Below are 22,216 nucleotides of genomic sequence, written 5' to 3'. Positions count from 1 at the left end.
GGCCCCCCTTCGGGGCGAGCGCTAACGCCCCCCGCGCGACCGCCGAGAGTCGCAGCTGAGCACGGATCGCTCACCTTCCTGGCCACGGATCGGCCGCACTCCCCACCGTCGAACGGCTGCTCTGTGCTCGATCCCGTGATGTCCCGACCGGACGCCCCGTCCGCCCCGGACGCCTTCTCGCGCCTCGTGTACCCGTCGCTCACCGGTGCCCGTGCGACCGACCAGGCCGACCCCGACGTCGAGCGCCGCACGCGCGCCGAGGCCTCGGGCCACGCCGCGGGCTACGCCGCCGGGCTCCGGGCCGCCGACCGCGAGCTGACGGCCCGTCGAGCCGTGCTCGAGGCCGAGCACGCCGACGCCCTGGCGCGCCTGCAGCAGGCGACCGCCGCCTCCCTCACGGCCCTGGCGGCCGCCGGCCGTGCCCTCGAGGAGCGCGTCGTGCCCGTGCTGCACGAGGCCGAGGAGGCGCTGGTCGCGACCGCGCTGGACCTCGCCTCCGCGGTGGTCGGCTACGAGGTCGCCGCCTCCGAGCGCTCGCGCGACGGCGACCCGCGCGTGGGCCGCACCGCCCGCGCCGCCCTCGCCCGGGCCCTCGACGGCCTCGACCCCTCCGTCGTCGTGCGGGTGCGCCTGCACCCGGCCGATGCCTCGCTCGTCGCCGACGCCGCACGCTCGGCCGGCGTCGAGGTCGTCGCCGACCCCTCGCTCCGCCCCGGCGACGCCGAGGCCGATCTGCCCACCGGCCTGGTCGACGCCCGGCTGTCGACGGCGCTCGGCCGGGCGCGCACGGCCCTGCTCGGCGACGGCGACGAGGTGGCCCCGTGACCCTCACCGCGACTCCCCCCGACCGCTCCGCGGAGCGCACCGGCGACCCGTTCGCCGCCCACCTCGGCGCCCGCGTCGCGGCCGCCCGCGCCGCCGCCCGCCCGCAGCGCGTGGGGCGCGTCGTCAGCGCCGTCGGCCTCGGCCTGACCGTGCAGGGGCTCGACGCCGCCGTGGGCGACGTCGTCACCGTCGGCGACGCCGCCGGCCCGGGCGCTCCCGGCGCCACCCTGGCCGAGGTCGTCGCGACCACGCCGGAGGGCCTCCGCTGCATGCCGCTCGGCCGGCTGACCGGCGTCACCGCCGGCACGCCCGCCCGCTCCACGGGCCGACCGCTGCTCGTTCCGACCGGCGCCGGCCTCTTCGGCCGCGTGCTCGACGGCCTCGGCCGCCCCATCGACGGCAAGGGCCCGCTGCGCCGCCCCGACGGCCGCCCGGTCGACCTCGTCGGCCTGCACCACGAGACCCCCTCGGCCATGCACCGGGCCCGCATCGACACGCCCCTGCAGCTCGGCGTGCGCGTGCTCGACACCCTCACCACCGTCGGCCGCGGCCAGCGCGTCGGGCTCTTCGCGGGCTCGGGCGTCGGCAAGTCGTCGCTGCTCTCGATGATCGCCCGCGGCACCGACGCCCAGGTCAGCGTCGTCGCCCTGGTCGGCGAGCGCGGCAGGGAGGTGCGGGAGTTCCTCGAGGACGACCTCGGGCCCGAAGGCCTGGCGCGCTCCATCGTCGTCGTCTCGACCAGCGACGAGCCGGCCCTGATGCGCCTGCGCGCCGCGTTCGTCGCGACCCGCATCGCCGAGTCGTTCCGCGACGAGGGCGCCGACGTCGTGCTGATGATGGACTCGCTGACCCGCGTGGCCATGGCGCAGCGCGAGATCGGCCTCTCGGTGGGCGAGCCCCCGGCCACCCGCGGCTACCCGCCGTCGACCTTCTCGGTGCTCGCCGAGCTGCTCGAGCGCGCCGGCACCGACCGCGTCGGCTCGGTGACGGGCCTCTACACGGTGCTCGTCGACGGCGACGACCACAACGAGCCGATCGCCGACGCCGCCCGGAGCATCCTCGACGGGCACGTCGTGCTCGACCGGAAGCTCGCGGTCACCGGCCACTTCCCGTCCGTCGACGCCCTCGGCTCGGTCTCGCGCGTCGCCTCCAAGGTCACCACCCCGGCCCAGCGCGCCGCGGCGACGAGCCTCCGCAAGGTCATGGCCGCCCGACGGGCCGCGCAGGACCTCCTCGACGTGGGTGCGTACCAGCGCGGCACGAACCCGCTCGTCGACGCGGCCGTCGACCACCAGGGATCCATCGACGCCTTCCTCCAGCAGGCCATGGACGACCAGGCCCCCTCGGCCGAGTCGTGGGGCCGCCTGGCCCAGCTCACCGCTCGACTCGGAGGTGCCTGATGGCCCGCTCCTTCTCCCTCGTGGGCCTGCTCCGGCTCCGCCACGCGCAGCAGGACATCGCGGCCGGCCGCCTCGCCGACGCGAACGGCCGCCTGCGGACGGCCGCCGACGCCCGGCTCGCGGCGCGGCGCACGCTCGACGACGGCCCCGTGGCCATCACCGACGCGGCCATGCTCAGCGCGGTCGCCGCGTCGCGCGCCTCGACCCGGGGCATGCTCGCCGAGCTCGACGCCGTGACGCAGCGCCGCCAGGCCGAGGCCGCCGAGGCCCAGGCCGCGTTCGGCGAGGCCCGCCGTGCCGCCATCGGGCTCGAGAAGCTCGAGGAGAAGCACGCGGTGCTCTCCGCCGCCGAGGACCTGCACGACGAGCAGGTCGCCCTCGACGAGATCGCGACGCAGTCGTGGGCGCCGCCCGCCCCGACCGCCGGCACCGCGACTCCCTCGACCCTCCCTCCTTCCCCCTCGACCCCTCCCGGAGGACGCTCGTGAGCCCCGTGACCGAGGTCCTGTCACGCATCCAGGACATCCAGAGCCAGATCGCCCAGCTCCGCACCGGCGGGGCGGCCGCGCTGCTCGGCGGCGCCGCCGCGGCCGGCGCCGGCACCGGCACGTCGGCCGCGTCCGCCGGCGCCTTCGCCGACGCGCTCGCCGGCACCGGTGCGACCCCGGCCGCCTCCTCGGCCGCCGGTGCGGGCTCGCTCTCGACCACCGCCTCCGTCGACGCCGTGAAGGGCGCGGTGGCCTCGGGCAGCGGGGCGACCGGCCCCGACGTCGTCGAGACCGCGAAGAAGTACCTGGGCGTGCCGTACGTCTTCGGCGGTGAGGACGCGAGCGGCATGGACTGCTCCGGGCTCGTGCAGCGCGTGTTCGCCGACCTCGGGGTCGCCATGCCGCGCGTCGTGCCCGACCAGGCCGACATGGGCGCGGCGGTGCCGTCGCTCGCCGAGGCGAAGCCGGGCGACCTGCTGGTGCCGAAGGGCGAGGGGCACATCGTGATCTGGCTCGGCGACGGCAAGGTGCTGCACGCCCCGCGCCCCGGCAAGGACGTGCAGATCGTCAACAACTGGTACAAGGACTCGGACCTCGCGACGATCCGGCGCGTCGTGCCCGCGACGGCCGGCACCGCGCCGGTGTCGTCGGTCGGCGCCGCGGCCGCCGCCGCCGGCTCCGTGCAGAACGTCGACCTGATGACCGCGCAGCTGCAGCAGCTGATGCGGTCGGGGGCGACCTCGTGAGCGGGCTCCGAACGCTGCCGTCCGCACCGCCGGCGCCGTCGGCGCTGCCCGCGTCGGGTCGCGCCGCCGGGCTCGGGGCGGGTTCCGTCCCCTCCTCGGGCGCTGCTGCGCTCGGCGCCTTCGGCGCGGCCATGAGCTCGGCCCGCGACGCCGCGTCGTCGCGCGACGCCGGCGCCCCCCGCGACGTGACGGCCCCTCGCGACGCCGGGTCCTCCCGTGACGTCGTCGCCACCCGGGCGGCCGCGGCGCGGCTGACCCGCGAGGCCGTGGGGGAGTCGCGGGTCCAGCCGCACCCCGCTCGCCCCGCCGGCGCGGACGACCGTGCACCGGCCCCGACGCGCACCGGCGACGCCCCCGGCACGGGCGCGGCGCCCGCCGTGGTCGCTGATCCGGTCCGGAGCGGATCAGCGCGGAGCGAGACCGCTCCCGCGGCGGACGACGATGCCGCGGGCGCTGTCGACCCTTCGGGCGACTCGACCGGCGCAGCCGTCCCGGCCGCCCCCGCCGACCCGACGGCCGGCGCCCCCGCCGTCCCGGCCCCGTCGGGTCCGCTCCCGACGGCCGTCCTCGCCGCGGCCGCGCAGTGGCTCGGCGCGGCACCGTCGACGATCGGTGCGCCGTCGCCCGAGGTCGTGCCGACCGCCGCCTCCGCCGCCCCCGCGACCACCGCCGTCGACCCCGCCCTCGCGGTCGCGCCGTCGGTGGCCGGCGCGCTGCCCGGCACGCTGTCCGGCGCCGCGACGGTCCTCGCCGCGGCGACGGCGACGTCGGAGCGCACCAGCCCCGTCGTCCCGGACACCTCCGGCGCTGCTGGTCGCCCCGGGGCCGCCCTCGGCGTCACCGCGGGTTCCCTCGGCGACGCGACCGGCGTCTCCGCACCGGCCGCCGCCTCCGTCCCTTCCCCCGCCGCCTCGGCGTCGACCACGGCCCTGCCGGGCCTCGTCGCGTCGGCGCCTGTCGCCCCGACGGCGGGCACGAGCGCGGCCGCGGCCGCGTCCGCCACGGCTGTCGCACCGGCGTCGGCGCCCGCCTCCACGGTGACGACCGGCGACCCCGTGGCCGCGGGCGGTCCCGTCGGAGCGGCCACCGCCTCCGCGCCCGTCGTCGTGACGTCGACGACGTCCGACCTCGCGGCGCCCGCGGCGGCCACGGCTGGCTCGGCCGCGTCGAGCTCCGCGACGGGCAGCACGGCCGCCCCGGGCTCCGCGCCCGGTACGCCGGTGACGGCCGCCCCGGCCCCGGCCGACCCCGGCGCGGGCACCGGGCCCGCCGCCCTCGTCGCCGTGCCGGTCGTGGCCCCCGCCTCCGGCCCGGCCCCGACCGCGGCGGCCACGCCCGCCCCGGCCGCGGCCCCGCCGGCCCCGGCGCCGTCCCTCGCCCCGCAGCTGCACCGCCCGCTCTTCTCGCTGGCCGCCGCCGGCCCCGGCACCCACGTCGTGACCGTCAGCGTCAGCCCGGAGGCCCTCGGGCCCGTGACCGTCCGTGCCCACGTGGGCGCGCACGGCATGCACGTCGAGATGTTCGCCGCGTCCGACGCCGGGCGCGAGGCGGTCCGGGCGATCCTGCCCGACCTACGCCGTGACCTCGGCGGTTCGGGGGTGCCGACGAGCATCGACCTCTCCGGCCAGAACGCCCCCTCCGACGACCGCGGCGCGGCCGCGGGCGCCGGCGAGCGCGACGGCCGGGGCGACGGCGCCGCCGGGCGGGCGCCCGACGACGAGCGGCTGCGGCGCTCCGGCACCGGCCTCGGGGCCGCCGCCCGCGCGGACGGCGTGCACCGCGCCTCCTCGGGGCCCGTCACCTCGCTCGACGTGCTCGCCTGACCGCCGCGCCGGCCACGGCCGCCGCCTCACCCTCGACCTCACGACCCCGACCAGGAAGTCCCGTCACATGCCCTCGATCGACCAGATCTCCGGAACCGTCGACCCGGCCACGCAGGCCGCCGCGATGGCCGCCGCCAGCGCCGGCCGCGCCCCGAAGCAGACCATGGACAGCGAGATCTTCATGAAGCTGCTCGTCACGCAGCTGAAGAACCAGGACCCGTCGTCGCCGATGGACACGAACGCGATGATCTCGCAGACCACCCAGCTCGCGATGATGGAGCAGGTCACGAACCAGACCACCACCGCGAACGAGGGCTTCTCGCTGCAGATGCGCATCGCGGCCTCGAACCTCGTCGGCCAGCAGGTCAGCTACACCGGAGCCGACGGCAAGAGCGTCACCGGCACCGCGACCAGCGTCTCGTTCGCCGACTCCGTGCCCAAGGTCACCGTCGCCGGGAAGGAGGTCGCCCTCGACCTCATCTCGGGCATCACCGCGCCGACCTCCCCGACCGTCCCCACCGCCCCGTAGCTCCCCGCACCACACCGGCTGCAGGACGCGACCGGTCTCCCCGCGCAGGACGCGCCTCCCTCATGCTCCCTGAAAGGCAGCTGCCATGCTCCGCTCCCTCTACTCCGGCATCTCGGGCCTCCGTTCGCACCAGACGATGCTCGACGTGACCGGCAACAACATCGCCAACGTCAACACCGCGGGCTTCAAGGCCTCGACCACGCAGTTCCAGGACACCCTGTCGCAGATGACCCAGGGCGCCGGCGGGCCGCAGACCGGCATCGGCGGCACCAACCCCGCCCAGGTCGGCCTCGGCGTGCAGGTCGCGGGCATCTCGACCAACTTCGCGCAGGGCTCGGCCCAGGCCACCGGCAAGGCGACCGACCTGATGATCTCGGGCGACGGCTTCTTCGTCACCCGCCTCGGCAACGACACCCTCTACACGCGCGCCGGCGCCTTCGACTTCGACGCCGACGGCCGCCTCGTGTCGGCCGACGGCAAGATCGTGCAGGGCTACTCGGCCGCGGACGGCGTCGTGAACGACGGCGGCGCGATCGGCGACATCACGCTGCCGCTCAACGGCGCGGCCCCCGCCACGGCGACCACGGCCGCGAACGTGGCCGGCAACCTCCCCTCCGAGACGGCGGTCGGCGCGACGCTCACGCGCGACACCAAGGTCTACGACGCGTTCGGCACGGAGAAGACCCTGACGCTGTCGTTCACGCGCACGGCGGGCGGCTGGAACGTCGTCGGCACCGACGGCTCGGGCGCGGGCGGCAACACGACCCTCGCCTTCCAGGACGGCGCGCAGGTCGGCGCGGGCTCGATGGTCGTCGACGGCATCACCGTCGACCTGTCGAAGATCACCGGCTTCGCGCAGCTCAACACCGTCGCGGTCACCGACCAGAACGGCCGCGAGGCGGGCACGCTGCAGGGCTTCACCCTCTCGAAGGACGGCACGCTGGTCGGCCAGTTCAGCAACGGCGAGTCGCTCGCCCTCGGCCGCATCGCGCTCGCCACCTTCACCAACCCCGGCGGCCTCGAGAAGGCGGGGGCGTCGGGCTACCGCGCCACGGCCAACTCGGGCGGCGCCGCGCTCGGCATCCCCGGCTCGCCCGGCGTCGGCTCGCTCTCGAGCGGCACGCTCGAGATGAGCAACGTCGACCTCTCGCAGGAGTTCACCAACCTGATCGTCGCGCAGCGCGGCTTCCAGGCGAACGCCCGCATCATCACCACCTCCGACGAGGTGCTGCAGGAGCTGACGAACCTGAAGCGCTAGCTCGACGCGCGCCGCGCCGCGCCTGCTCGGCCCGGACGAACCCCGTTCCGTTCACCGCACCCCGTTCTGCCGGGGTTCGGTGAACGGAACGGGGTTCTTCGCGTGCGGACGTCGGCTGCGCGGCGGCGGGCCGGGTGCCCAGCCGCACCGCACCGCACCGCCCCCTCTCAGCGCGGCACGCGCGCGAGCAGCTCGCGCAGCCGCGCCCCGCGCGCCGGGTGCAGCTGCTCGACCCACCCGATCCGCCCCTCCAGGTGGGCCCGGAACTCCGGCCCGCCGGCCCTGTTCTGCGCCTCGAGCCCCGTGCGCTCCGCGTTGTGCAGCAGCGCCCGGAGGGCGTCGTAGGAGGCGCGGGTCACGGTCACGTGCTCGTTCACGACGATCCCGGTGACGGTCTGCCGTGTCGCGGCCCCGCGCACCCGCGTCTTGTGCGGGTTCAGCTCGTGCCCCTCGTCGGCGACGACGCGGCCGACGCCCCGCACGAAGGCGTCGCTCCGGGCGGCGACCCCGCGGCCGCCGCTGAACGTCAGGTCGTCGGCGTAGCGCGTGTACCGGGCGCCCGCGGCAGCGGCCCAGCCCGCGAGCCGTGAGTCGAGCCTCCGGGAGGCGACGTTGGCGAGCGCGGGCGAGGTCGGGGCGCCCTGGGCGAGGTGCGGCAGGGCCAGGGCCCGGCGCAGCGCCGCGCGCTCGGAGGGGTCGCCGCCCGGCGGCATCGCCGAGAGCACGGCCGGCTGCACCGAGGTTGTCGTGAGCCCGGTGAGCACGTGGGCGACGGCCTCCGGCAGCCCCTCGCGGCGGAGCGCGCCGTACACGCGGCCGGCGCCGACGCGGGCGAAGAACGAGCGCAGGTCGAGCGCGACGACGACCTCGGCGCCGGTGTGCACGGCGGCGCCCGTGACGGCGCTGCGGCCCGGCACGAAGCCGTGGGCGGCGTCGTGCAGCGGCACGGCGGCCAGCACCTCGTCGAGCACGACGCGCTGCAGGTCGCGGAGGCGGTGGCCCGGCACCTCGAGCAGCCGCGGGGTGCGGCCGGGGCGGGTGCGCCACTCGTACCGGTGGTGCTGCAGCGGGCCCGAGGCGTGCCGGCGGTTCCAGTGCCGCACGTCGGCGAACCAGTCCAGCTCGCCGACCGTGAGGTGCAGCAGGGCGGCGAGGTCGGCCACCGACCCCAGGCGCCGGAGTCGCGGGTCGACCGCCCGCGTCGGCGTCGTCACGACCGCGACCCGGACGATCCGCAGCGAGGCGCCCTGCACGGCCGCGCGGGCCCGCCCCCGGCCCAGGGCGCCGGAGGTGTGCAGCACCTCCGCGAGCAGCCGGGGCTCGTCGTGCGGGGCCCGGGGGAACGCGCGGAGCGCCTCGTGGGCCAGCCCCGGCAGCCACGGGTGCGGTGGGCCGCCGTCGTGGGGTCCGTCGTCGCGCGGGCCGTCGTCCATCAGTCCGCCCGCGCGGGGGTCGGTGTCGGGGCGGAGGGCCGTCGGCCCGTCCGCGGCCGGCCCGAGCGCCGCCGCGCAGGCCGCGACGAGGGCGGCCTCCGTCCAGGCGGGGGCGGCGAGCATCGCGTGGGCGAGCCCCGTGGCGACGGCGTCTGCGCGGGCGGTCACGTGACTCCCCGGGCCTGACGTCCACCGGGGCCCCGGGGCGTCGCGCCGGTCCTCGGGCGCAGACGGGGGCCCGCGGTCAGCCCGACCACGACGGGGTGCGGAGGCGTGCGGCGACGGGACGGCGACTCGTGCGTCGGTCCGGGCCGGCCTCCGCGCGCAGCGCGGTGATCGGCTCGGGGAGCGGTGCCGTGGTCGAACTGCGTGCCCCGGGGTAGCCCCGGAGAGGGTGATCCAGCGCGTGGAGCACCCGCCTCGCCGTCCCGTCGTCGCACGCGGCCACCGTAGCGGCCCCGCGTCCGGCACCGCCTCCTCCCGGCGGATGACGAGCAGCGCCCGCGGCCGCCCGGCGGCCCGCACCGAGTGGTCACGATCTGCTGCCCCGGGCGTCGCCGAGCAGCAGATCGTGACCACTCGATGCCCCGGCGGCGGGGTACGCGGGAGCGGGCCTCCCAGGGCCCGGTGCGTAGACAAGGGAGATGAGCACGGGGACGGAGGCGCACCGCACCCCGCCCGCCCCCCGTCCCGGCCCCGGCCCCGGCCCCGGCCCAGGCCTCAACCTCGACGCCGCCCCGGAGGCCCGCTCCTCGCCGACCGCCGGCGCCCTCGCGACGGCCCTCCGCCTCCTCGCCGTCTACGCCCTCGCGCGCCTGCTCAGCACGGTGCTGCTCGGGGCGACCTACGCCCTGACCGCGACCTCGAGCTGGGCGCAGCACGACGGCGGCCCCGGCTTCGCAGGCTACCTCTCGTCGTGGGACGCCCGCTTCTACGCCGAGATCTCCGAGCGCGGCTACCCGACGGAGCTGCCACGGAACGACGAGGGCCAGGTCGTCAAGAACGCCTGGGCGTTCATGCCGCTGTTCCCCGCGGTCGTGAAGCTCGTCACGCCGGCGGTCGGCGGCAGCTGGCTGGTCGGCGCGCTCGTCGTCGCGACGCTCGCCGGGGCGGGCGCGACGCTGGTGCTCCACCGGCTGATGCTCCGGCGCTTCGGGGCCCGCGCCTCCTTCTGGGGCGCCGTCTTCTTCACGGTCTCGCCGATGTCGTTCGTGCTGCAGGTGCCCTACGCCGAGAGCCTGTTCCTGCTGCTGATGTTCGCGGCGCTGCTCGCGATGACCGCCCGGCGGTGGCTCTGGTTCGCGGTCTTCGGGGTGCTGGCGTCGTTCGCGCACCCGGGGGCCCTCGCGCTGTCGGCGGCGCTCGGCCTGACCTGGCTGGTGCGGCTCGTGCGCCGTGAGCGGGAGCCGGTCGCCGAGCACGTGCGCATCTGGGCGGCGGGCCTCGTCGTCACGGCGGCCGGCTTCGCCTGGCCGGTCGTCGTCGCCCTCGTCACGGGCGAGCGCGACGGCTACTTCGCGACCGAGTCGTCGTGGTGGCGCGACTACATCGGGTCGGACGGCTTCGTGCCGTTCACCCCGTGGTTCCGGTTCGGGGCGGCGATGGGCGGGTGGCTCGGGGTGGTCGCGGCGGCGGCGCTGATCGCGGTCCTGGCCGTCGGGCTGGCGCGGCGGTCGGGCCGGCTGGGGCTCGAGCTGCAGACGTACACGATCGGCTACGTCGCCTACCTGGTGGCGGTGTTCCTGCCGCAGCAGAGCAGCTTCCGCATGCTGCTGCCGCTGTCGCCGCTGTTCGCCGACGCACAGCTGTCGGGCACGAGGAGGCGCGTGGTCGTCACGATCGTCGCCAGCGTCGTGCTCCAGGCCGTCGCGGTCGTCCTCCTCTGGACGCTCTGGGCGCCGTAGGCCCCTCCACGCCCCGCACGACCCCACCGACATGTCTGTTCTGATATGTTCGCGGAGCGCCCCGATCGCAGTCCTCGATCACTCGTCAGAAGGTCCTGCCATGAAGCGTCGTCCGTCGTCCCTGCCCGCCCTCGTCCTCCCCCTCGCGCTCGTCGCGCCGCTGGCCCTCGCCGGCTGCGTGCCGGGTGTCCCCGCTCTCGATCGTGACCGCGACTCCCGCCTGCCCGCCGCCTCCGACGAACTGCTCGGGTCGACGCCGACGCCGACCGCCGAGCCTGTTCCCGAACAGGAGCAGTTCGCGGTCCAGCAGCAGGTCATCGCCGACGAGCCGCTCGGCCACTCGGTCACGATCACCGACGTGGTGCGGAACTTCGCCGTGCCCGACGGGGTCCTGCCGTCGTTCGGCGGGTCGGCGCCCGAGGTCGTGCTGGTGCGGGTCGACGCGACCGCGGGCAGCGCGTACTACACGAGCCTCTCGGCCTCCGACCTCACCCTGCGCACCTCTCCGGGTGGGGTGCCGAACTCGCCCGACACCTACCTCGTCTCCGAGGCGATGGGCGCGGCCGGCCACGAGCCCCTGACCGTGGTCTCGCGCGGCCAGCACGGTGCGGGCTGGCTGGCGTTCGAGCTCGAGCACCCGGCCGACGACCTCTGGCTGAGCTACGACCGGGCCGCCCAGAACGACGGTGCGATCCCCGCCGTCTCGGTCGAGGTGCCCCTCACGCGAGCCTGACCCGGTCGGTCGGCGCCGCGCCGCGGGGTCGTCGGTGCGTCGCGCGTCGCCTCTCGGCGCCCCGCGGCTCACGTCCGCCCGAGGTACCGCCCCTGCTTGTGGTTCAGCGCGAGAACGAGGTTGAGCACGACGGCGCCCGCGGCCGAGACGAGCACGACCCAGGGCGAGACGACGGTGAGCGAGAAGAGCACGATGGCGACGTCGATCACCATCTGCACGTAGCCCGCGCGCCAGCCGACCTTCTCCTGGAGGATCAGCGCGAGGATGTTGATGCCGCCGAGGCTCGCCCCGTGCCGGAAGAGGATGAGCAGGCCGACGCCCACGAGCAGGTTGCCGCCGAGGGTGCCGTAGACGGGGTTCAGCTGGTCGATGCCGAGGGCGACCGGGTGCAGGTACGAGAAGGCCGAGACCATCGCGACGGTCATCACGGTGCGCAGCGTGAAGCCCACGCCCTTCTTCCAGAGCGCGAGGGCGAAGAACGGCACGTTGACGAGCAGGAAGAGCAGGCCGAACGACAGCCCGGTCGCGTAGCTGACCAGCAGGGCGAGGCCTGCGGTGCCGCCCGAGACCGAGCCGCTCTCCTTCAGCAGGAACAGCCCGAAGGAGGCGATGAAGACGCCCGTCACCACCCCCATCACGTTCTCGGCGAGCGTGTGCTTGTTGGCGTCGACCGTCACGGAGTTCTCGGTCAGGGCCGGGTCGTCGACGAGCGGGGTCGCCGTGTCGGGCGACAGCGCGGCGTCCGGCCCGGTCGACTCGGGCGTCGACCAGGTCGGCGTCGCACCGGTGGGCGTGGTCGCGCTGTCGGCAGCGGTCTCGGCGGTGGGGGAGGAGGAGGGACGGGCGACAGGGGTGGCGTCGCGCGTGCCGTCGTAAGCGGGGGTGTCGGTCACCGCAGCATCTTGCCAGCACCGTGCCGCCAGCGCGTATCGGCAGCTGCATGGCAGAATCCCGGAGGCGCCTCGCAGCGCCCGCAGGGAGGGAAGCACCATCGACGCCACCGTCAAGACACAGGTCGATCAGGTCTGGAAGGCCATCTGGTCGGGAGGCATCGCCAACCCGCTGAACGCCATCGAGCAGATGACCTACCTGCTCTTCATCCGACGGCTCGACGAGGTGCATACCCGCGAGGAGAACCGGTCCAATGCGACGGGCCAGCCGATGCGCAACAGGGTGTTCCCCGAGGGCATCGACGACACCGCACGTCGACCGCGGGCGTACGACGACCTGCGTTGGTCGCGATTCAAGAACTTCACCGCCGCCGAGATGTTCGACGTCGTGGAGCAGAACGTCTTCCCGTTCATCCGTCGACTCGGTGACGAGGGGTCGTCGTTCGCCGCGAACATGGCGGATGCGCGGTTCGGCATCCCGACCCCGGCCCTCCTGTCGAAGGTGGTCGACCTGCTCGACCGCATCCCGATGGAGGCGCGCGACACCAAGGGCGACATCTACGAGTACATGCTGAGCAAGCTCGCGACCTCGGGTCAGAACGGGCAGTTCCGCACCTCGCGGCACATCATCCAGCTCATGGTCGACATGATCGCGCCGGGCCCGAAGGACACGATCATCGACCCGGCCGCGGGCACCGCGGGGTTCCTCGTCGCAGCGGCGGAGTATCTCGATCAGCACCACCCGGAGATATACAGCGACCCCGCCGCGATGGCGCACTTCAACCAAGAGGCCTTCACGGGCTTCGACTCCGACGCGTCCATGTCGCGCATCGGCAGCATGAACATGCTGCTGCACGGGGTCGAGAACCCCGTCATCGAGCGCCGCGACAGCCTCGCGCAGGGCCACGCGGACGCTGACGAGCGCTACTCGGTCGTGCTCGCAAACCCGCCTTTCGCGGGCAGCCTGGACTACGATTCCACCGCCGCCGACCTGCTGTCCATGGTCAAGACGAAGAAGACCGAGCTGCTGTTCCTGGCGCTGATGCTGCGGTTGCTCAAGAACGGAGGCCGCGCGGCCGTCATCGTGCCCGACGGTGTGCTCTTCGGCTCGTCGAAGGCGCACAAGGACATCCGCAAGATGCTCGTCGACGACCACAAGCTCGACGCCGTGGTCAAGCTGCCCAGCGGGACCTTCAAGCCCTATACCGGCGTCTCGACGGCGATCCTCTTCTTCACCAAGACGAGCTCCGGCGGCACCGACGACGTCTGGTTCTACGACGTCCGCGCCGACGGTTTCACGCTCGACGACAAACGCACCCCGATCGAGGCGAACGACCTGCCGGACGCGCTCGCGCGCTGGAAGACGATCGGCGACGCGGACTCGCCCGAGCGGGAGCGCCCCCGCACCGCCCAGTCGTTCTTCGTGCCGCGCGACGAGATCGTCGCCGAGGGCTACGACCTCAGCATCAACCGCTACCGCGAGGTCGAGCACGAGGAGGCGGTGCACCGCTCCCCGGAAGAGATCCTCGGAGATCTCGAAGTACTCGAGCGGGACATTGCGGTGCAAAGTCAGGCCCTTGTCCTTGCCCTGGCGCGTTGACTGTGGAGGATGCGCGCCTCGGCGATCTAGTTGACATCGTCATTGGTAAGACGCCCTCCCGGAGTGAGCCGAGTTTCTGGCACGGGACCCACCCGTGGGTGGCAATTCGGGACTTGAACGCTGGACCTGATCTCCGCCGCACGAAGGAATGCATCTCGAATATGGCTGTCGAGATGACCCGGCCGAAGCTAGTGGCGCCAGGAACAGTTCTCTTCAGTTTCAAGCTCAGCATTGGGAAAACTGCAATAGCGGCTGTGCCCCTCTATACGAACGAGGCGATTGCTGCTTTACCCATCCGTGATGAAACGAGGGTGCTGGCTTCTTACTTAAGAAGAGCTCTGGAAGCGCAAGAGCTGGCTGCCGACAGCAATCGGGCCACGATGGGGCTGACCCTGAATAAGGCTGCTTTGCAGGACATTAGAGTTCCCTTGCCCACGTTGGACGAGCAGCGTCGAATTGCCGCCATTCTCGACCAGGCCGACGAGCTGCGAGCCAAGCGCCGCCGCACCCTCGCCCTCCTCGACGAACTGCCCGAACGAATCTTTGCGGAGAGGTTCCTCGACGTCGGCCGTGCCCTTAACCCTCTGGGGGATCTGGCGGCATGGCAGTCCGGAGGGACACCATCGAGATCGCAGACGGCCTTTTTCAGTGGCGACATTCCGTGGATGACCTCAGGAGAACTGGGGCCTGTTCGTGTCATGGTGTCGAATGAGATGTTGACCACTGAGGCCGTCGCACGATCGTCCGCCAAGATGATTCCCCACGGATCGCTGTTGCTCGGCATGTACGACACGGCCGCCCTGAAGTCCAGCATCAGCGTCGGAAGGATCGCTTGTAATCAGGCTGTCGCTTTTGGTGTCCCATCGTCTGGGGTAAGTCCTGAATTCCTCTACTTCGCCGTTCGGTCTCAGCGGGCCTCGGTACTCGCTCGGAGGCGAGGCGCCAGGCAGAAAAATCTTAATCTGTCGATGATTCGCAGCATTACCGTCCCCGTTGCGTCGGCCGCTGAGCAAACAGATTTCGCGGACGTGGTTCAAGAGGTCGAAGCTCTGCGTGCTGCCGCGGAGGCACACCTCGCCCACCTCGACGAGCTCTTCGCGTCCCTCCAGCACCGCGCCTTCACCGGCCAGCTCTGAACCGCGGGTGACAGGGCCAGCCCGACCCGCGCCTCCTACCCCCGGCTCAGCAACGAGTTGACGTAGCGGTTCAGGCTCACTCCCTGTCGCGCGGCGGCGATGGTCAACCACCGGTGCATGTCGGGCGTGGTCCGCAGGCGGAACTCGCCGCTGAAGCGACGCTCGCCGAACGAGGCCGGCACGGGTTCGCCATCGGCCACGAGGTCGTTGACGACCTCGCCGACGAGCGACCGGATCCCTGCGAGCGCGGCGTCCTGGTCGGCGTCGAGCCACGAGAGCGACGGGAACTCCGCCACGGTGGCGGCGTATTCCTGGTCGTCCGCCGACCAGGCGACGGCGTAGCTGTAGTGCCGCACATCGGGGGTGCTGAGCACGGGGTTCATCGTTCCTCCAACTTTTTGATCGCTGCCAGGACCTGCTTGACCTGGTAGGCCTTCGCCTTGCCGTGGTCGTTCTGGATGTTCACCCGTGGGTCTCCCTGCCACGGCATCCGGTACACCGAGTGGCTCCCGCCCCTCCGGCGCGGTTCGCCGAACCTGTCATCGCACACCTTCTCAAGGTCGGCGAAGCGGACGTTCGCAGGGTTCCTCCGCATGCTGGCGATGATCGACTCGACGGAACTCACTCAGCAATGGTGCCACTATCGGCACCATTCGACAAGCCTTGGCACCGTCGTCCACATTCCTGGCCGGGCTGTTACCCACCGCTAGGCTGACGCCACACGCACCAGGGGGGCCAGCGGCGGTCATGAGCAACTTCGACTTCATCCGGCAGGGCTGGCCTGAGCTCGCCGAACAGGCTCGCCGGGCCGAGCACTACGTCGTCGGCGATCCACGCACGTCGTCGTTCTACGCTCGCCGAGCGCTCGAGGCAGCGGTGGAGTGGGCCTTCCGGGCCGACGCGTCCCTCGGCCCTGTCTACCGCGACGACCTCAACGCGAGGCTCCACGACGCCTCCTTCATGCACCTCGCCGGCCCGGCTGTGCTCGACAAGATGCACGTCATCCGTCAGCGGGGCAATGCGGCCGTCCACCGCGACGCCCCCGTGGCCGTCCGCGAGAGCGAAGCGACGGTGCGTGAGCTCTTCCACGTCTTCGTCTGGTTCTCGTCGACGTTCGCCCTCACGACCGAGGCGCGTCCTCCTGCCGGGCTGCGCTTCGACGCGTCCCTCATCCCGAGGCCTCGCCAGGCCGCCGCTCAGACGACACGCGCTGAGGCCGAGCGTCTGGCCGACCAGCTCCGTGTCGCCGACGGCGAGCTCGCGCGAGCTGCGCGGGCCAACGCCGCCCTTGAGGTCGAGCTGGAGCAGCTCAGGGCCCAGGTCGCCGCCGCGAAGCCGTCGAACGTGGCTCACCCCGTGCCGCACGACTTCCAGGAGGCGCAGACCCGTGCCGATCTGATCGACCCGCTGCTGCGGGAGTCAGGATGGCTGCTCGACCACGCTCGCGACCGCGAGTACCCCGTCACCGGTCTGCCCGACCGGGACGGAGGTCACACAGCCACCGGTCGCGCCGACTACGTGCTCTGGGGCACGGACGGCAAGCCGCTGGCAGTCGTCGAGGCCAAACGGGCTAGCTCCGACGCCCTCGTGGGTCAGCAGCAGGGGCGTCTCTACGCCGACGCGCTCGAGCGGGAGTTTGGTCAGCGACCGGTCATCTACGTGACGAACGGCTTCGAGACCTGGCTGTGGGACGACCTGGCCTACCCTCAGCGTCGAGTTCAGGGCTTCGCGACCCGTGATGAGCTCCAGTGGTTGGTCCAGCGCCGGCAGTCCGCCTCGCGCCTCTCGCCTCCTCGCATCGACGACACCATCGTCGAGAGGCTCTACCAGCAGCGGGCGATCACCCGCGTCACGGAGGCATTCGACGCGCACCAACGGCGGGCGCTGCTCGTGATGGCGACCGGCACGGGCAAGACCCGGACGGTGGTCGCGCTCGCTGACTCCTTGATGCGAGCGAACCGCGTCAAGCGCGTCCTGTTCCTCGCCGATCGTGTCGCGCTGGTGCGGCAGGCCGCCAGGGCCTTCGTCGAGTTCCTCCCGGACGAGACGGTCGTGAACCTCACGGAGGCGAGACACGCCAACGGTCGCGTCTACGTGTCGACCTACCAGACGATGATCGGCCTGCTCGAGCAACGGGACGCTGAGGGAGTTCGTCGGTTCGGGCCCGCCCACTTCGACCTCGTCGTCGTCGACGAGGCGCACCGCTCGATCTACCAGAAGTACCGGTTCCTCTTCGACTGGTTCGACGCCCTCGTCGTCGGACTCACCGCGACTCCTAAAGACGACGTCGACCACGACACCTACGAGCTCTTCGGCCTGGAGTCCGGCGTGCCCACCGACTCCTACGACCTCGAACGGGCGATCTCCGAGGGCTACCTCGTGCCGCCGGTGGGGCGAGTGGTGGCGACTCGCTTCACGCGGCTGGGTGTCCGCTACGACGACCTCAGCGAGGCGGAGAAGGAGCGCTGGGAGGAAGAGGACTGGGGAGAAGAGATCCCCGACGCCGTCGACGCCTCCGCGGTGAACGACTGGCTCTTCAACCGGGCCACGGTCGATGGCGTGCTGAAGGTGCTGATGTCCGAGGGGCGCACCGTCTCGGGTGGTGACACCATCGGCAAGACCATCGTCTTCGCCCGCAACCAGGCGCACGCGCGCTTCATCGAGGAGCGGTTCAACGCGAGCTACCCGCACTTCAACGGTCAGCTGGCTCAGGTCATCACGCACCAGACGCCGAACGCCGGGCACTTCATCGACGAGTTCTCGAACCCGGACCGGATGCCCCAGATCGCGATCTCCGTCGACATGCTCGACACGGGCATCGACGTGCCCGACGTCGTCAACCTCGTGTTCTTCAAGCCCGTGGGGTCCAAGACCAAGTACTGGCAGATGGTCGGTCGCGGCACCCGCCTCCGCCCTGAGCTCTACGGGCCGAGCGGTAGACAGGAGGACGGCACGTCCGACCGGGCCGGCGACAAGAAGGACTTCGTCATCTTCGACGTCGGCGGCAACATCGCCTACTTCAACGCCGACGTCCCGGAGGCCCCCACCAGTACGACGCGCTCGCTCCGCTCGCGGCTCTTCCTGGCTCGCCTCCGCCTCCTCCAGGGGCTCGACCACCAGGAGGCACGGGGCGACGGCGAGGTCCAGCTCCGATCCGACCTCGCCGCCCTGCTGCACGGACGAGTCGAGGGCATGACGGCCGACAACGTCCTCGTCCGGCCTCACCGCCGTCTCGTGGAGAGATTCGTCCAGGGCCGCGAGTGGGCCTCACTGGACGACAACGCCGTCGCGGCGGTGGTGGAGCTCGCCGACCTTCCCTCGACGGCGGACGCGCGCGACACGGACGAGGACGCCAAACGCTTCGACCTCCTCGCCCTCAGGGCCCAGTTGGGCGTCCTCGTGGGTGCGCCCGGCTCCGAGAGCGCCCGGGCCCGCATCGTGTCGATCGCGAGGGCGTTGGCGGGGCAGCGCACCATCCCCGTGGTGGCCGCTCAGGGCGACCTGCTCGAGCAGGTCGCGTCAGCCGAATGGTGGGACGGGGTCACCGTGCCGCAGCTGGAGAAGATGCGTCGTTCCCTGCGCGGTCTCGTCCGGCTCGCTCCGCGGTCCGAGCAGCGCGTCGTCTACACCGACCTCGACGACGAGGTCGACGTCCTGGACGACATCGACGTCGTGCTCGGTGCCGGGTCGGTCATCGACCGTCAGCGCTTCCGCGAGAAGACCCTGGCCTTCCTCCGAGCTCAGGAGAACCACCTCGTGCTCGCCAAGCTGCGGAAGGGCACGCCGCTGACCGAGCAGGACGTCACCAGCCTGGAAGCGCTGCTCCTCGAGAGCGGCGAGGTCGATCCAGAGCACCTGGCCCTCGCCGTCGAGGAGGCTCAGGGCCTCGGTCACTTCATCCGTTCCGTCGTCGGGATGGACCGTGAGGCCGTGAGCGACGCGCTGAGCGCCTTCGTGGCCGGGACCCGCTTCACGGGCAACCAGCTGGCGTTCCTCACCATGATCGTCGACCGTCTCACCGAGCACGGCCGGGTCAGCAAGGCGCTCCTCTACGAGCCTCCCTTCACGGCCTACGCCCCGACCGGCCCGGACGGGCTCTTCGACACTGCCGTGGTCCGCGACCTCTTCCAGGTACTCGACCGCATCGACGCCTCGGCCGAGGTCGGCAAGGTCAGCTAGGTCGTCGGTCCGTGGGTGAGTGGTCGCGAACTGCTCCTCCGGCCGGCTCGAGCAGCGGTTCGTGACCACTCGCCGCCTAGGGGCGTCAGATCGTGAGGATCGCGATGACGGCGATCACCCCGAGGACCACAGGAGTCGCGATCAGCGCCACGAGGGCGGGGCGGTGCAGCAGGGCGGGCACCGACCCCGGTGCCAGGCCGTGCGCCTCCTTCCCCGTGAGGCGCTGCTCGGCCGGCACGACCGTGACGCCTGCGCGGGCGGCGACGTCGCCGAGCACCGCCCCGTCGAAGTAGGCGCCGCTGAGGCCGACGCGCTCGCCGCCCGGGCCGACGACCCCGAGCCACGGGATGCCCTGGACGCCCTGGGTCAGCATGCAGAGCAGGCCGCGCTGCCGCCCGTCGAGCGCCACCGTGCTCGTGCGGCCGAGACGGCGGTAGCTCACCGACGTCGGCGTGACCGTGACCGTGGCGGTCCGCAGGAACGCCGCGAAGCCGGCCCCGGCCACGACGAGGGCGACCGCCACGGCGACGAGGCCCGACGGGCCCGAGCGCACCGCCACGAACAGCATCGCGGCCCCGAAGATGAGGGCACGCGTCTTCGCCGAGACCCAGAACGCCGCCCAGGTCGGCCGGTGCACGACGACGCCGGGCGTCGTGCCGGGGGCGGGGGGCGTGGGGGAGGGGTGCGAGTGGCTCACGGCTGCCTTCTTCCGAGGGATCACGACTGATATGTGCCACACACCATACCGATCGGTCGGTCCTCGCCGCGACCGCGGGCATCCAGGTGCCCCGTCCTGGGCCCTCGACGCCTCGGAGGGCCCAGGACGGGGCACCTCGACGCGCCGACGCGCCGACGCGCCGGCGCGCCGACGCGCCGGCGCGCGTCCGCCGAAGTGCGGACACCGCGGCGGCCGCCACCTAACGGCGGCCCGCCCCCGGCCGATAGTCCCCCCTGAGCAGCTCAGGACGAGCGCTCGCTCGCCCCACGGACGGTGGCGGGAGAACACAGACCTAGGACGGGCCGATGATCGTCGTCACGCGACTCAACGACAGCAGATTCGCTGTCAACCCAGACCTGATCGAGCGGATCCACGAGACGCCCGACACGACGCTGATCATGGTCGACGGGGCGAAGTACATCGTCACCGAGCCCATGGCCGAGGTGATCGAGATGATCGCCCGCTACCGCGCCCGCATCGTCGCCATCGCCTACGACGAGCCGCACGCCGCCGCCCCCGCGACGCAGCCCCTCGGCTCGCGCACGTCGACCGGCCCGCAGCTCGGCATCGTCCGCGGCTCGAGCGGCTCCGGCCTCGTCTCGCCCTTCCCGACGACCGCGACCGCGACGGCCGCCGCCGCCGCGACTCCCACGGCCGCCCCCGCGACCACCACCCTGGAGCGTTGACGTGGATCCCGCGACCATAATCGGCATCCTGCTCGCCTTCGGTGCCCTCTTCGGCATGATCAAGCTCGAGGGCGTCCACGTCGAGGGCCTGCTGCTGCCGGCCCCGATGCTGCTCGTCTTCGGCGCCACCATCGCGGTCGGCATCGCCGGCACGACGATCAAGGACGCGCTGCTCAGCTTCAAGAAAATCCCGCACGCGTTCACCGGCAAGGTGATCCCGCCGCAGTCGGTCATCGACGAGATCGTGGCGCTCGCCGAGAAGGCGCGCAGCGAGGGCCTGCTCTCGCTCGAGGCCGAGGCCGAGAAGTCGACCGACCAGTTCATGAAGGGCGCGCTGCAGAACATCGCCGACGGCACCGACGGCGAAGAGCTCCGCATCCTGCTCGAGGACGAGATGGAGTCCCGTCTCGCCGCCGACCGCACCGCGAGCAAGTTCTTCAACAGCCTCGGCGGCTACGCCCCGACCGTCGGCATCATCGGCACCGTCGTCAGCCTCACCCACGTGCTCGAGAACCTCGCGTCGCCCGACGAGCTCGGCCCGCTGATCGCGGCCGCCTTCGTCGCGACCCTCTGGGGCCTCCTCAGCGCGAACTTCCTCTGGCTGCCGTTCGCCGGCCGCCTCAAGAAGCTCGCCGACCTCGACGAGGCGCGCATGACGCTGCTGATCGAGGGCGTCCTGGCCGTCCAGGCGGGCAGCCAGCCGCGCCTCCTCGGCGAGCGCCTCAAGGCCATGGTGCCGACCCACGCCCTGACCGACGCCAAGGGCAAGGGCGGCAAGGGGGCGACGGCGAAGGCCGGCGCTGACGACCAGGGGCTCGCGGCGTGAGCGGCAGCCGCGGCGGGCGGAAGAAGAAGGCCCACGCCGAGGAGGAGCACCCCGACGAGCGCTGGCTCGCCTCGTACATGGACATGGTCACCGTGCTGATGTGCATGTTCATCGTGCTGTTCGCGATGTCGAGCGTCGACCAGGACAAGTACATCGCGCTCCGCAACTCGCTCGCGACGGGCTTCGGCCAGACCGACGTCGGCAAGGTCGACAGCGCCTCGGGCACCGTGGTGCCGGCGAGCGACGTGACGGAGGAGGGGAAGGGCTACTCCGAGGGCGACGAGACCGACATGAGCAAGGCCGCAGCGTCGGGCGAGGCGCAGACCGCCGAGCAGGCGGCCGCGGCCCAGGCCCTGGCGCAGTCCGAGCTAGACGACCTCACCGCGATCAAGGAGGCCATCGCCGGCAACCTCGAGGGCTCCGGCCTCAGCGCCGACGTGCAGTTCGCCACCGACGCCCGCGGCCTGACCGTCCGGCTCGTCGGCTCCGAGACGTTCTTCGGCACGAACAGCGCCGACCTCAGCGGCGAGGCGACCCGGGTGATGGACGCGATCGCGCCCGTGCTCCGCGACAGCTCGCACGACGTGTCGGTCGAGGGCCACGCCGACCAGCGCAGCTCGACGGCGCCGTTCGCGACGAACTGGGAGCTCTCGTCGGCCCGGGCGACGCAGGTGCTCCGCGACCTCGTCGAGCGCGGCGGACTGCCGGTCGAGCACGCCCAGGCCGTCGGCTTCGGCTCGTCGCGCCCGCTCGTGCAGGGCAGCACGGACGCCGACCTCGCGGCGAACCGCCGGGTCGACATCGTCGTGCTCTCGAACCAAAGCGACGACGTCAGCGCCCTGCTGCCGAAGCTCGAGCAGGCGGCCGAGGCAGCGGGAGGCGCGGTGACCGCGGGCAGGAACCCCGAGCCGGTCGCGCCCGCGGCCCCCGCGGAGGCCGCCGCGGCCCCTGCGGAGAAGAAGGACGAGAAGAAGTCCGAGAAGAAGGAGGAGTCTCACGACGAGGGGGCCCAGTCCGGGGGTCACTGACGACGCACCTCTAA

At 72.9% G+C, this 22,216-nt stretch carries 20 protein-coding genes; 15 read left to right on the top strand and 5 right to left on the bottom strand.

Annotated features, from left to right (window positions below):
- Nucleotides 1-138 precede the first annotated feature (138 nt).
- The 7 genes from JOE43_RS01765 (at nt 139) to JOE43_RS01735 (ending at nt 7,069) form a co-directional block, all read left to right on the top strand.
- The gene (locus JOE43_RS01765; RefSeq protein ID WP_209514156.1) at nt 139-825 is read left to right on the top strand and encodes a FliH/SctL family protein; all 687 of its coding nucleotides are present in this window, start codon (nt 139-141) and stop codon (nt 823-825) included.
- 110 nt (nt 826-935) lie between these two features.
- Nucleotides 936-2,225 (top strand): FliI/YscN family ATPase, encoded by a 1,290-nt coding sequence (locus JOE43_RS01760; RefSeq protein ID WP_307803416.1) that lies wholly within the window; start codon nt 936-938, stop codon nt 2,223-2,225.
- Complete coding sequence (locus JOE43_RS01755; protein ID WP_209514152.1) at nt 2,225-2,713, top strand: flagellar export protein FliJ; 489 nt, start codon at nt 2,225-2,227, stop codon at nt 2,711-2,713. Before JOE43_RS01760 ends, JOE43_RS01755 begins: the two co-directional genes overlap by 1 nt.
- The gene (locus JOE43_RS16070; protein WP_307803195.1) at nt 2,710-3,459 is read left to right on the top strand and encodes a C40 family peptidase; all 750 of its coding nucleotides are present in this window, start codon (nt 2,710-2,712) and stop codon (nt 3,457-3,459) included. The genes JOE43_RS01755 and JOE43_RS16070 overlap by 4 nt, the downstream gene beginning before the upstream one ends.
- Nucleotides 3,456-5,282, top strand: coding sequence for a flagellar hook-length control protein FliK (locus JOE43_RS01745; protein ID WP_209514150.1), 1,827 nt, complete (start codon nt 3,456-3,458; stop codon nt 5,280-5,282). The genes JOE43_RS16070 and JOE43_RS01745 overlap by 4 nt, the downstream gene beginning before the upstream one ends.
- 67 nt (nt 5,283-5,349) lie before the next feature.
- Nucleotides 5,350-5,811, top strand: a complete 462-nt coding sequence (locus JOE43_RS01740) for a flagellar hook assembly protein FlgD (protein WP_209514148.1) — start codon at nt 5,350-5,352, stop codon at nt 5,809-5,811.
- Between the two features lie 85 nt (nt 5,812-5,896).
- Nucleotides 5,897-7,069, top strand: coding sequence for a flagellar hook protein FlgE (locus JOE43_RS01735; protein ID WP_209514146.1), 1,173 nt, complete (start codon nt 5,897-5,899; stop codon nt 7,067-7,069).
- A 167-nt stretch (nt 7,070-7,236) separates the two neighbouring features.
- On the opposite strand, the gene JOE43_RS01730 is transcribed toward JOE43_RS01735, so the two are convergent.
- On the bottom strand, nt 7,237-8,670 hold the full coding sequence (locus tag JOE43_RS01730) for a reverse transcriptase family protein (protein WP_209514144.1): 1,434 nt from the start codon (nt 8,668-8,670) through the stop codon (nt 7,237-7,239).
- A gap of 476 nt (nt 8,671-9,146) precedes the next feature.
- Here JOE43_RS01730 and JOE43_RS01725 point away from each other — a divergent pair, with 476 nt between their 5' ends.
- Both JOE43_RS01725 and JOE43_RS01720 read left to right on the top strand, forming a co-directional pair.
- On the top strand, nt 9,147-10,406 hold the full coding sequence (locus JOE43_RS01725) for a mannosyltransferase family protein (RefSeq protein WP_209514142.1): 1,260 nt from the start codon (nt 9,147-9,149) through the stop codon (nt 10,404-10,406).
- Between the two features lie 100 nt (nt 10,407-10,506).
- A complete protein-coding gene (locus JOE43_RS01720; RefSeq protein WP_209514140.1) occupies nt 10,507-11,139 on the top strand; it encodes a hypothetical protein in 633 nt (210 codons plus the stop codon).
- Between the two features lie 68 nt (nt 11,140-11,207).
- Here JOE43_RS01720 and JOE43_RS01715 read toward each other — a convergent pair whose 3' ends face one another.
- Entirely contained in the window at nt 11,208-11,831 is a 624-nt protein-coding gene (locus JOE43_RS01715) for a YitT family protein (protein ID WP_243861871.1), read from the bottom strand.
- A 190-nt stretch (nt 11,832-12,021) separates the two neighbouring features.
- Here JOE43_RS01715 and JOE43_RS01710 point away from each other — a divergent pair, with 190 nt between their 5' ends.
- Together JOE43_RS01710 and JOE43_RS01705 are read left to right on the top strand one after the other, a co-directional pair.
- Entirely contained in the window at nt 12,022-13,629 is a 1,608-nt protein-coding gene (locus tag JOE43_RS01710; protein WP_307803194.1) for a class I SAM-dependent DNA methyltransferase, read from the top strand.
- Between the two features lie 2 nt (nt 13,630-13,631).
- Nucleotides 13,632-14,765: a restriction endonuclease subunit S gene (locus tag JOE43_RS01705; protein WP_307803415.1), complete on the top strand. Its 1,134-nt coding sequence runs from the start codon at nt 13,632-13,634 to the stop codon at nt 14,763-14,765.
- 35 nt (nt 14,766-14,800) lie between these two features.
- Here the strand turns inward: JOE43_RS01705 and JOE43_RS15820 are convergent, their stop codons facing one another.
- Together JOE43_RS15820 and JOE43_RS01695 are read right to left on the bottom strand one after the other, a co-directional pair.
- The gene (locus tag JOE43_RS15820; RefSeq protein WP_307803193.1) at nt 14,801-15,139 is read right to left on the bottom strand and encodes a toxin-antitoxin system HicB family antitoxin; all 339 of its coding nucleotides are present in this window, start codon (nt 15,137-15,139) and stop codon (nt 14,801-14,803) included.
- A gap of 5 nt (nt 15,140-15,144) precedes the next feature.
- Nucleotides 15,145-15,390, bottom strand: a complete 246-nt coding sequence (locus JOE43_RS01695) for a toxin HicA (protein ID WP_307803192.1) — start codon at nt 15,388-15,390, stop codon at nt 15,145-15,147.
- Between the two features lie 122 nt (nt 15,391-15,512).
- Here JOE43_RS01695 and JOE43_RS01690 point away from each other — a divergent pair, with 122 nt between their 5' ends.
- Complete coding sequence (locus JOE43_RS01690) at nt 15,513-18,944, top strand: DEAD/DEAH box helicase family protein (protein ID WP_209514134.1); 3,432 nt, start codon at nt 15,513-15,515, stop codon at nt 18,942-18,944.
- Between the two features lie 85 nt (nt 18,945-19,029).
- On the opposite strand, the gene JOE43_RS01685 is transcribed toward JOE43_RS01690, so the two are convergent.
- A complete protein-coding gene (locus JOE43_RS01685) occupies nt 19,030-19,641 on the bottom strand; it encodes a hypothetical protein (RefSeq protein ID WP_209514133.1) in 612 nt (203 codons plus the stop codon).
- Between the two features lie 326 nt (nt 19,642-19,967).
- Between JOE43_RS01685 and JOE43_RS01680 the strand changes: the two genes are divergently transcribed.
- The 3 genes from JOE43_RS01680 to JOE43_RS01670 are packed head-to-tail and all read left to right on the top strand — an operon-like array spanning nt 19,968 to nt 22,202.
- Entirely contained in the window at nt 19,968-20,348 is a 381-nt protein-coding gene (locus JOE43_RS01680) for a flagellar FlbD family protein (protein ID WP_209514131.1), read from the top strand.
- 1 nt (nt 20,349) lies between these two features.
- On the top strand, nt 20,350-21,174 hold the full coding sequence (locus tag JOE43_RS01675; protein WP_209514129.1) for a motility protein A: 825 nt from the start codon (nt 20,350-20,352) through the stop codon (nt 21,172-21,174).
- Nucleotides 21,171-22,202: a flagellar motor protein MotB gene (locus JOE43_RS01670; protein ID WP_209514127.1), complete on the top strand. Its 1,032-nt coding sequence runs from the start codon at nt 21,171-21,173 to the stop codon at nt 22,200-22,202. Before JOE43_RS01675 ends, JOE43_RS01670 begins: the two co-directional genes overlap by 4 nt.
- Nucleotides 22,203-22,216: the final 14 nt, after the last annotated feature.

The sequence above is a fragment of the Frigoribacterium sp. PvP121 genome (assembly GCF_017833115.1).
Lineage (GTDB): Bacteria > Actinomycetota > Actinomycetes > Actinomycetales > Microbacteriaceae > Frigoribacterium > Frigoribacterium endophyticum.
The sequence above is the reverse complement of the archived record's forward strand: the minus strand, read 5'-3'. Positions and strand labels throughout refer to the sequence as shown.

What these genes read in the sequence shown, in the direction of transcription:
- JOE43_RS01765 (WP_209514156.1), top strand. Translation starts at nt 139, where the DNA reads ATGTCCCGACCGGACGCCCCGTCCGCCCCGGACGCCTTCTCGCGCCTC.
- JOE43_RS01755 (WP_209514152.1), top strand. Translation starts at nt 2,225, where the DNA reads ATGGCCCGCTCCTTCTCCCTCGTGGGCCTGCTCCGGCTCCGCCACGCG.
- JOE43_RS01740 (WP_209514148.1), top strand. Translation starts at nt 5,350, where the DNA reads ATGCCCTCGATCGACCAGATCTCCGGAACCGTCGACCCGGCCACGCAG.
- JOE43_RS01735 (WP_209514146.1), top strand. Translation starts at nt 5,897, where the DNA reads ATGCTCCGCTCCCTCTACTCCGGCATCTCGGGCCTCCGTTCGCACCAG.
- JOE43_RS01725 (WP_209514142.1), top strand. Translation starts at nt 9,147, where the DNA reads ATGAGCACGGGGACGGAGGCGCACCGCACCCCGCCCGCCCCCCGTCCC.
- JOE43_RS01720 (WP_209514140.1), top strand. Translation starts at nt 10,507, where the DNA reads ATGAAGCGTCGTCCGTCGTCCCTGCCCGCCCTCGTCCTCCCCCTCGCG.
- JOE43_RS01690 (WP_209514134.1), top strand. Translation starts at nt 15,513, where the DNA reads ATGAGCAACTTCGACTTCATCCGGCAGGGCTGGCCTGAGCTCGCCGAA.
- JOE43_RS01680 (WP_209514131.1), top strand. Translation starts at nt 19,968, where the DNA reads ATGATCGTCGTCACGCGACTCAACGACAGCAGATTCGCTGTCAACCCA.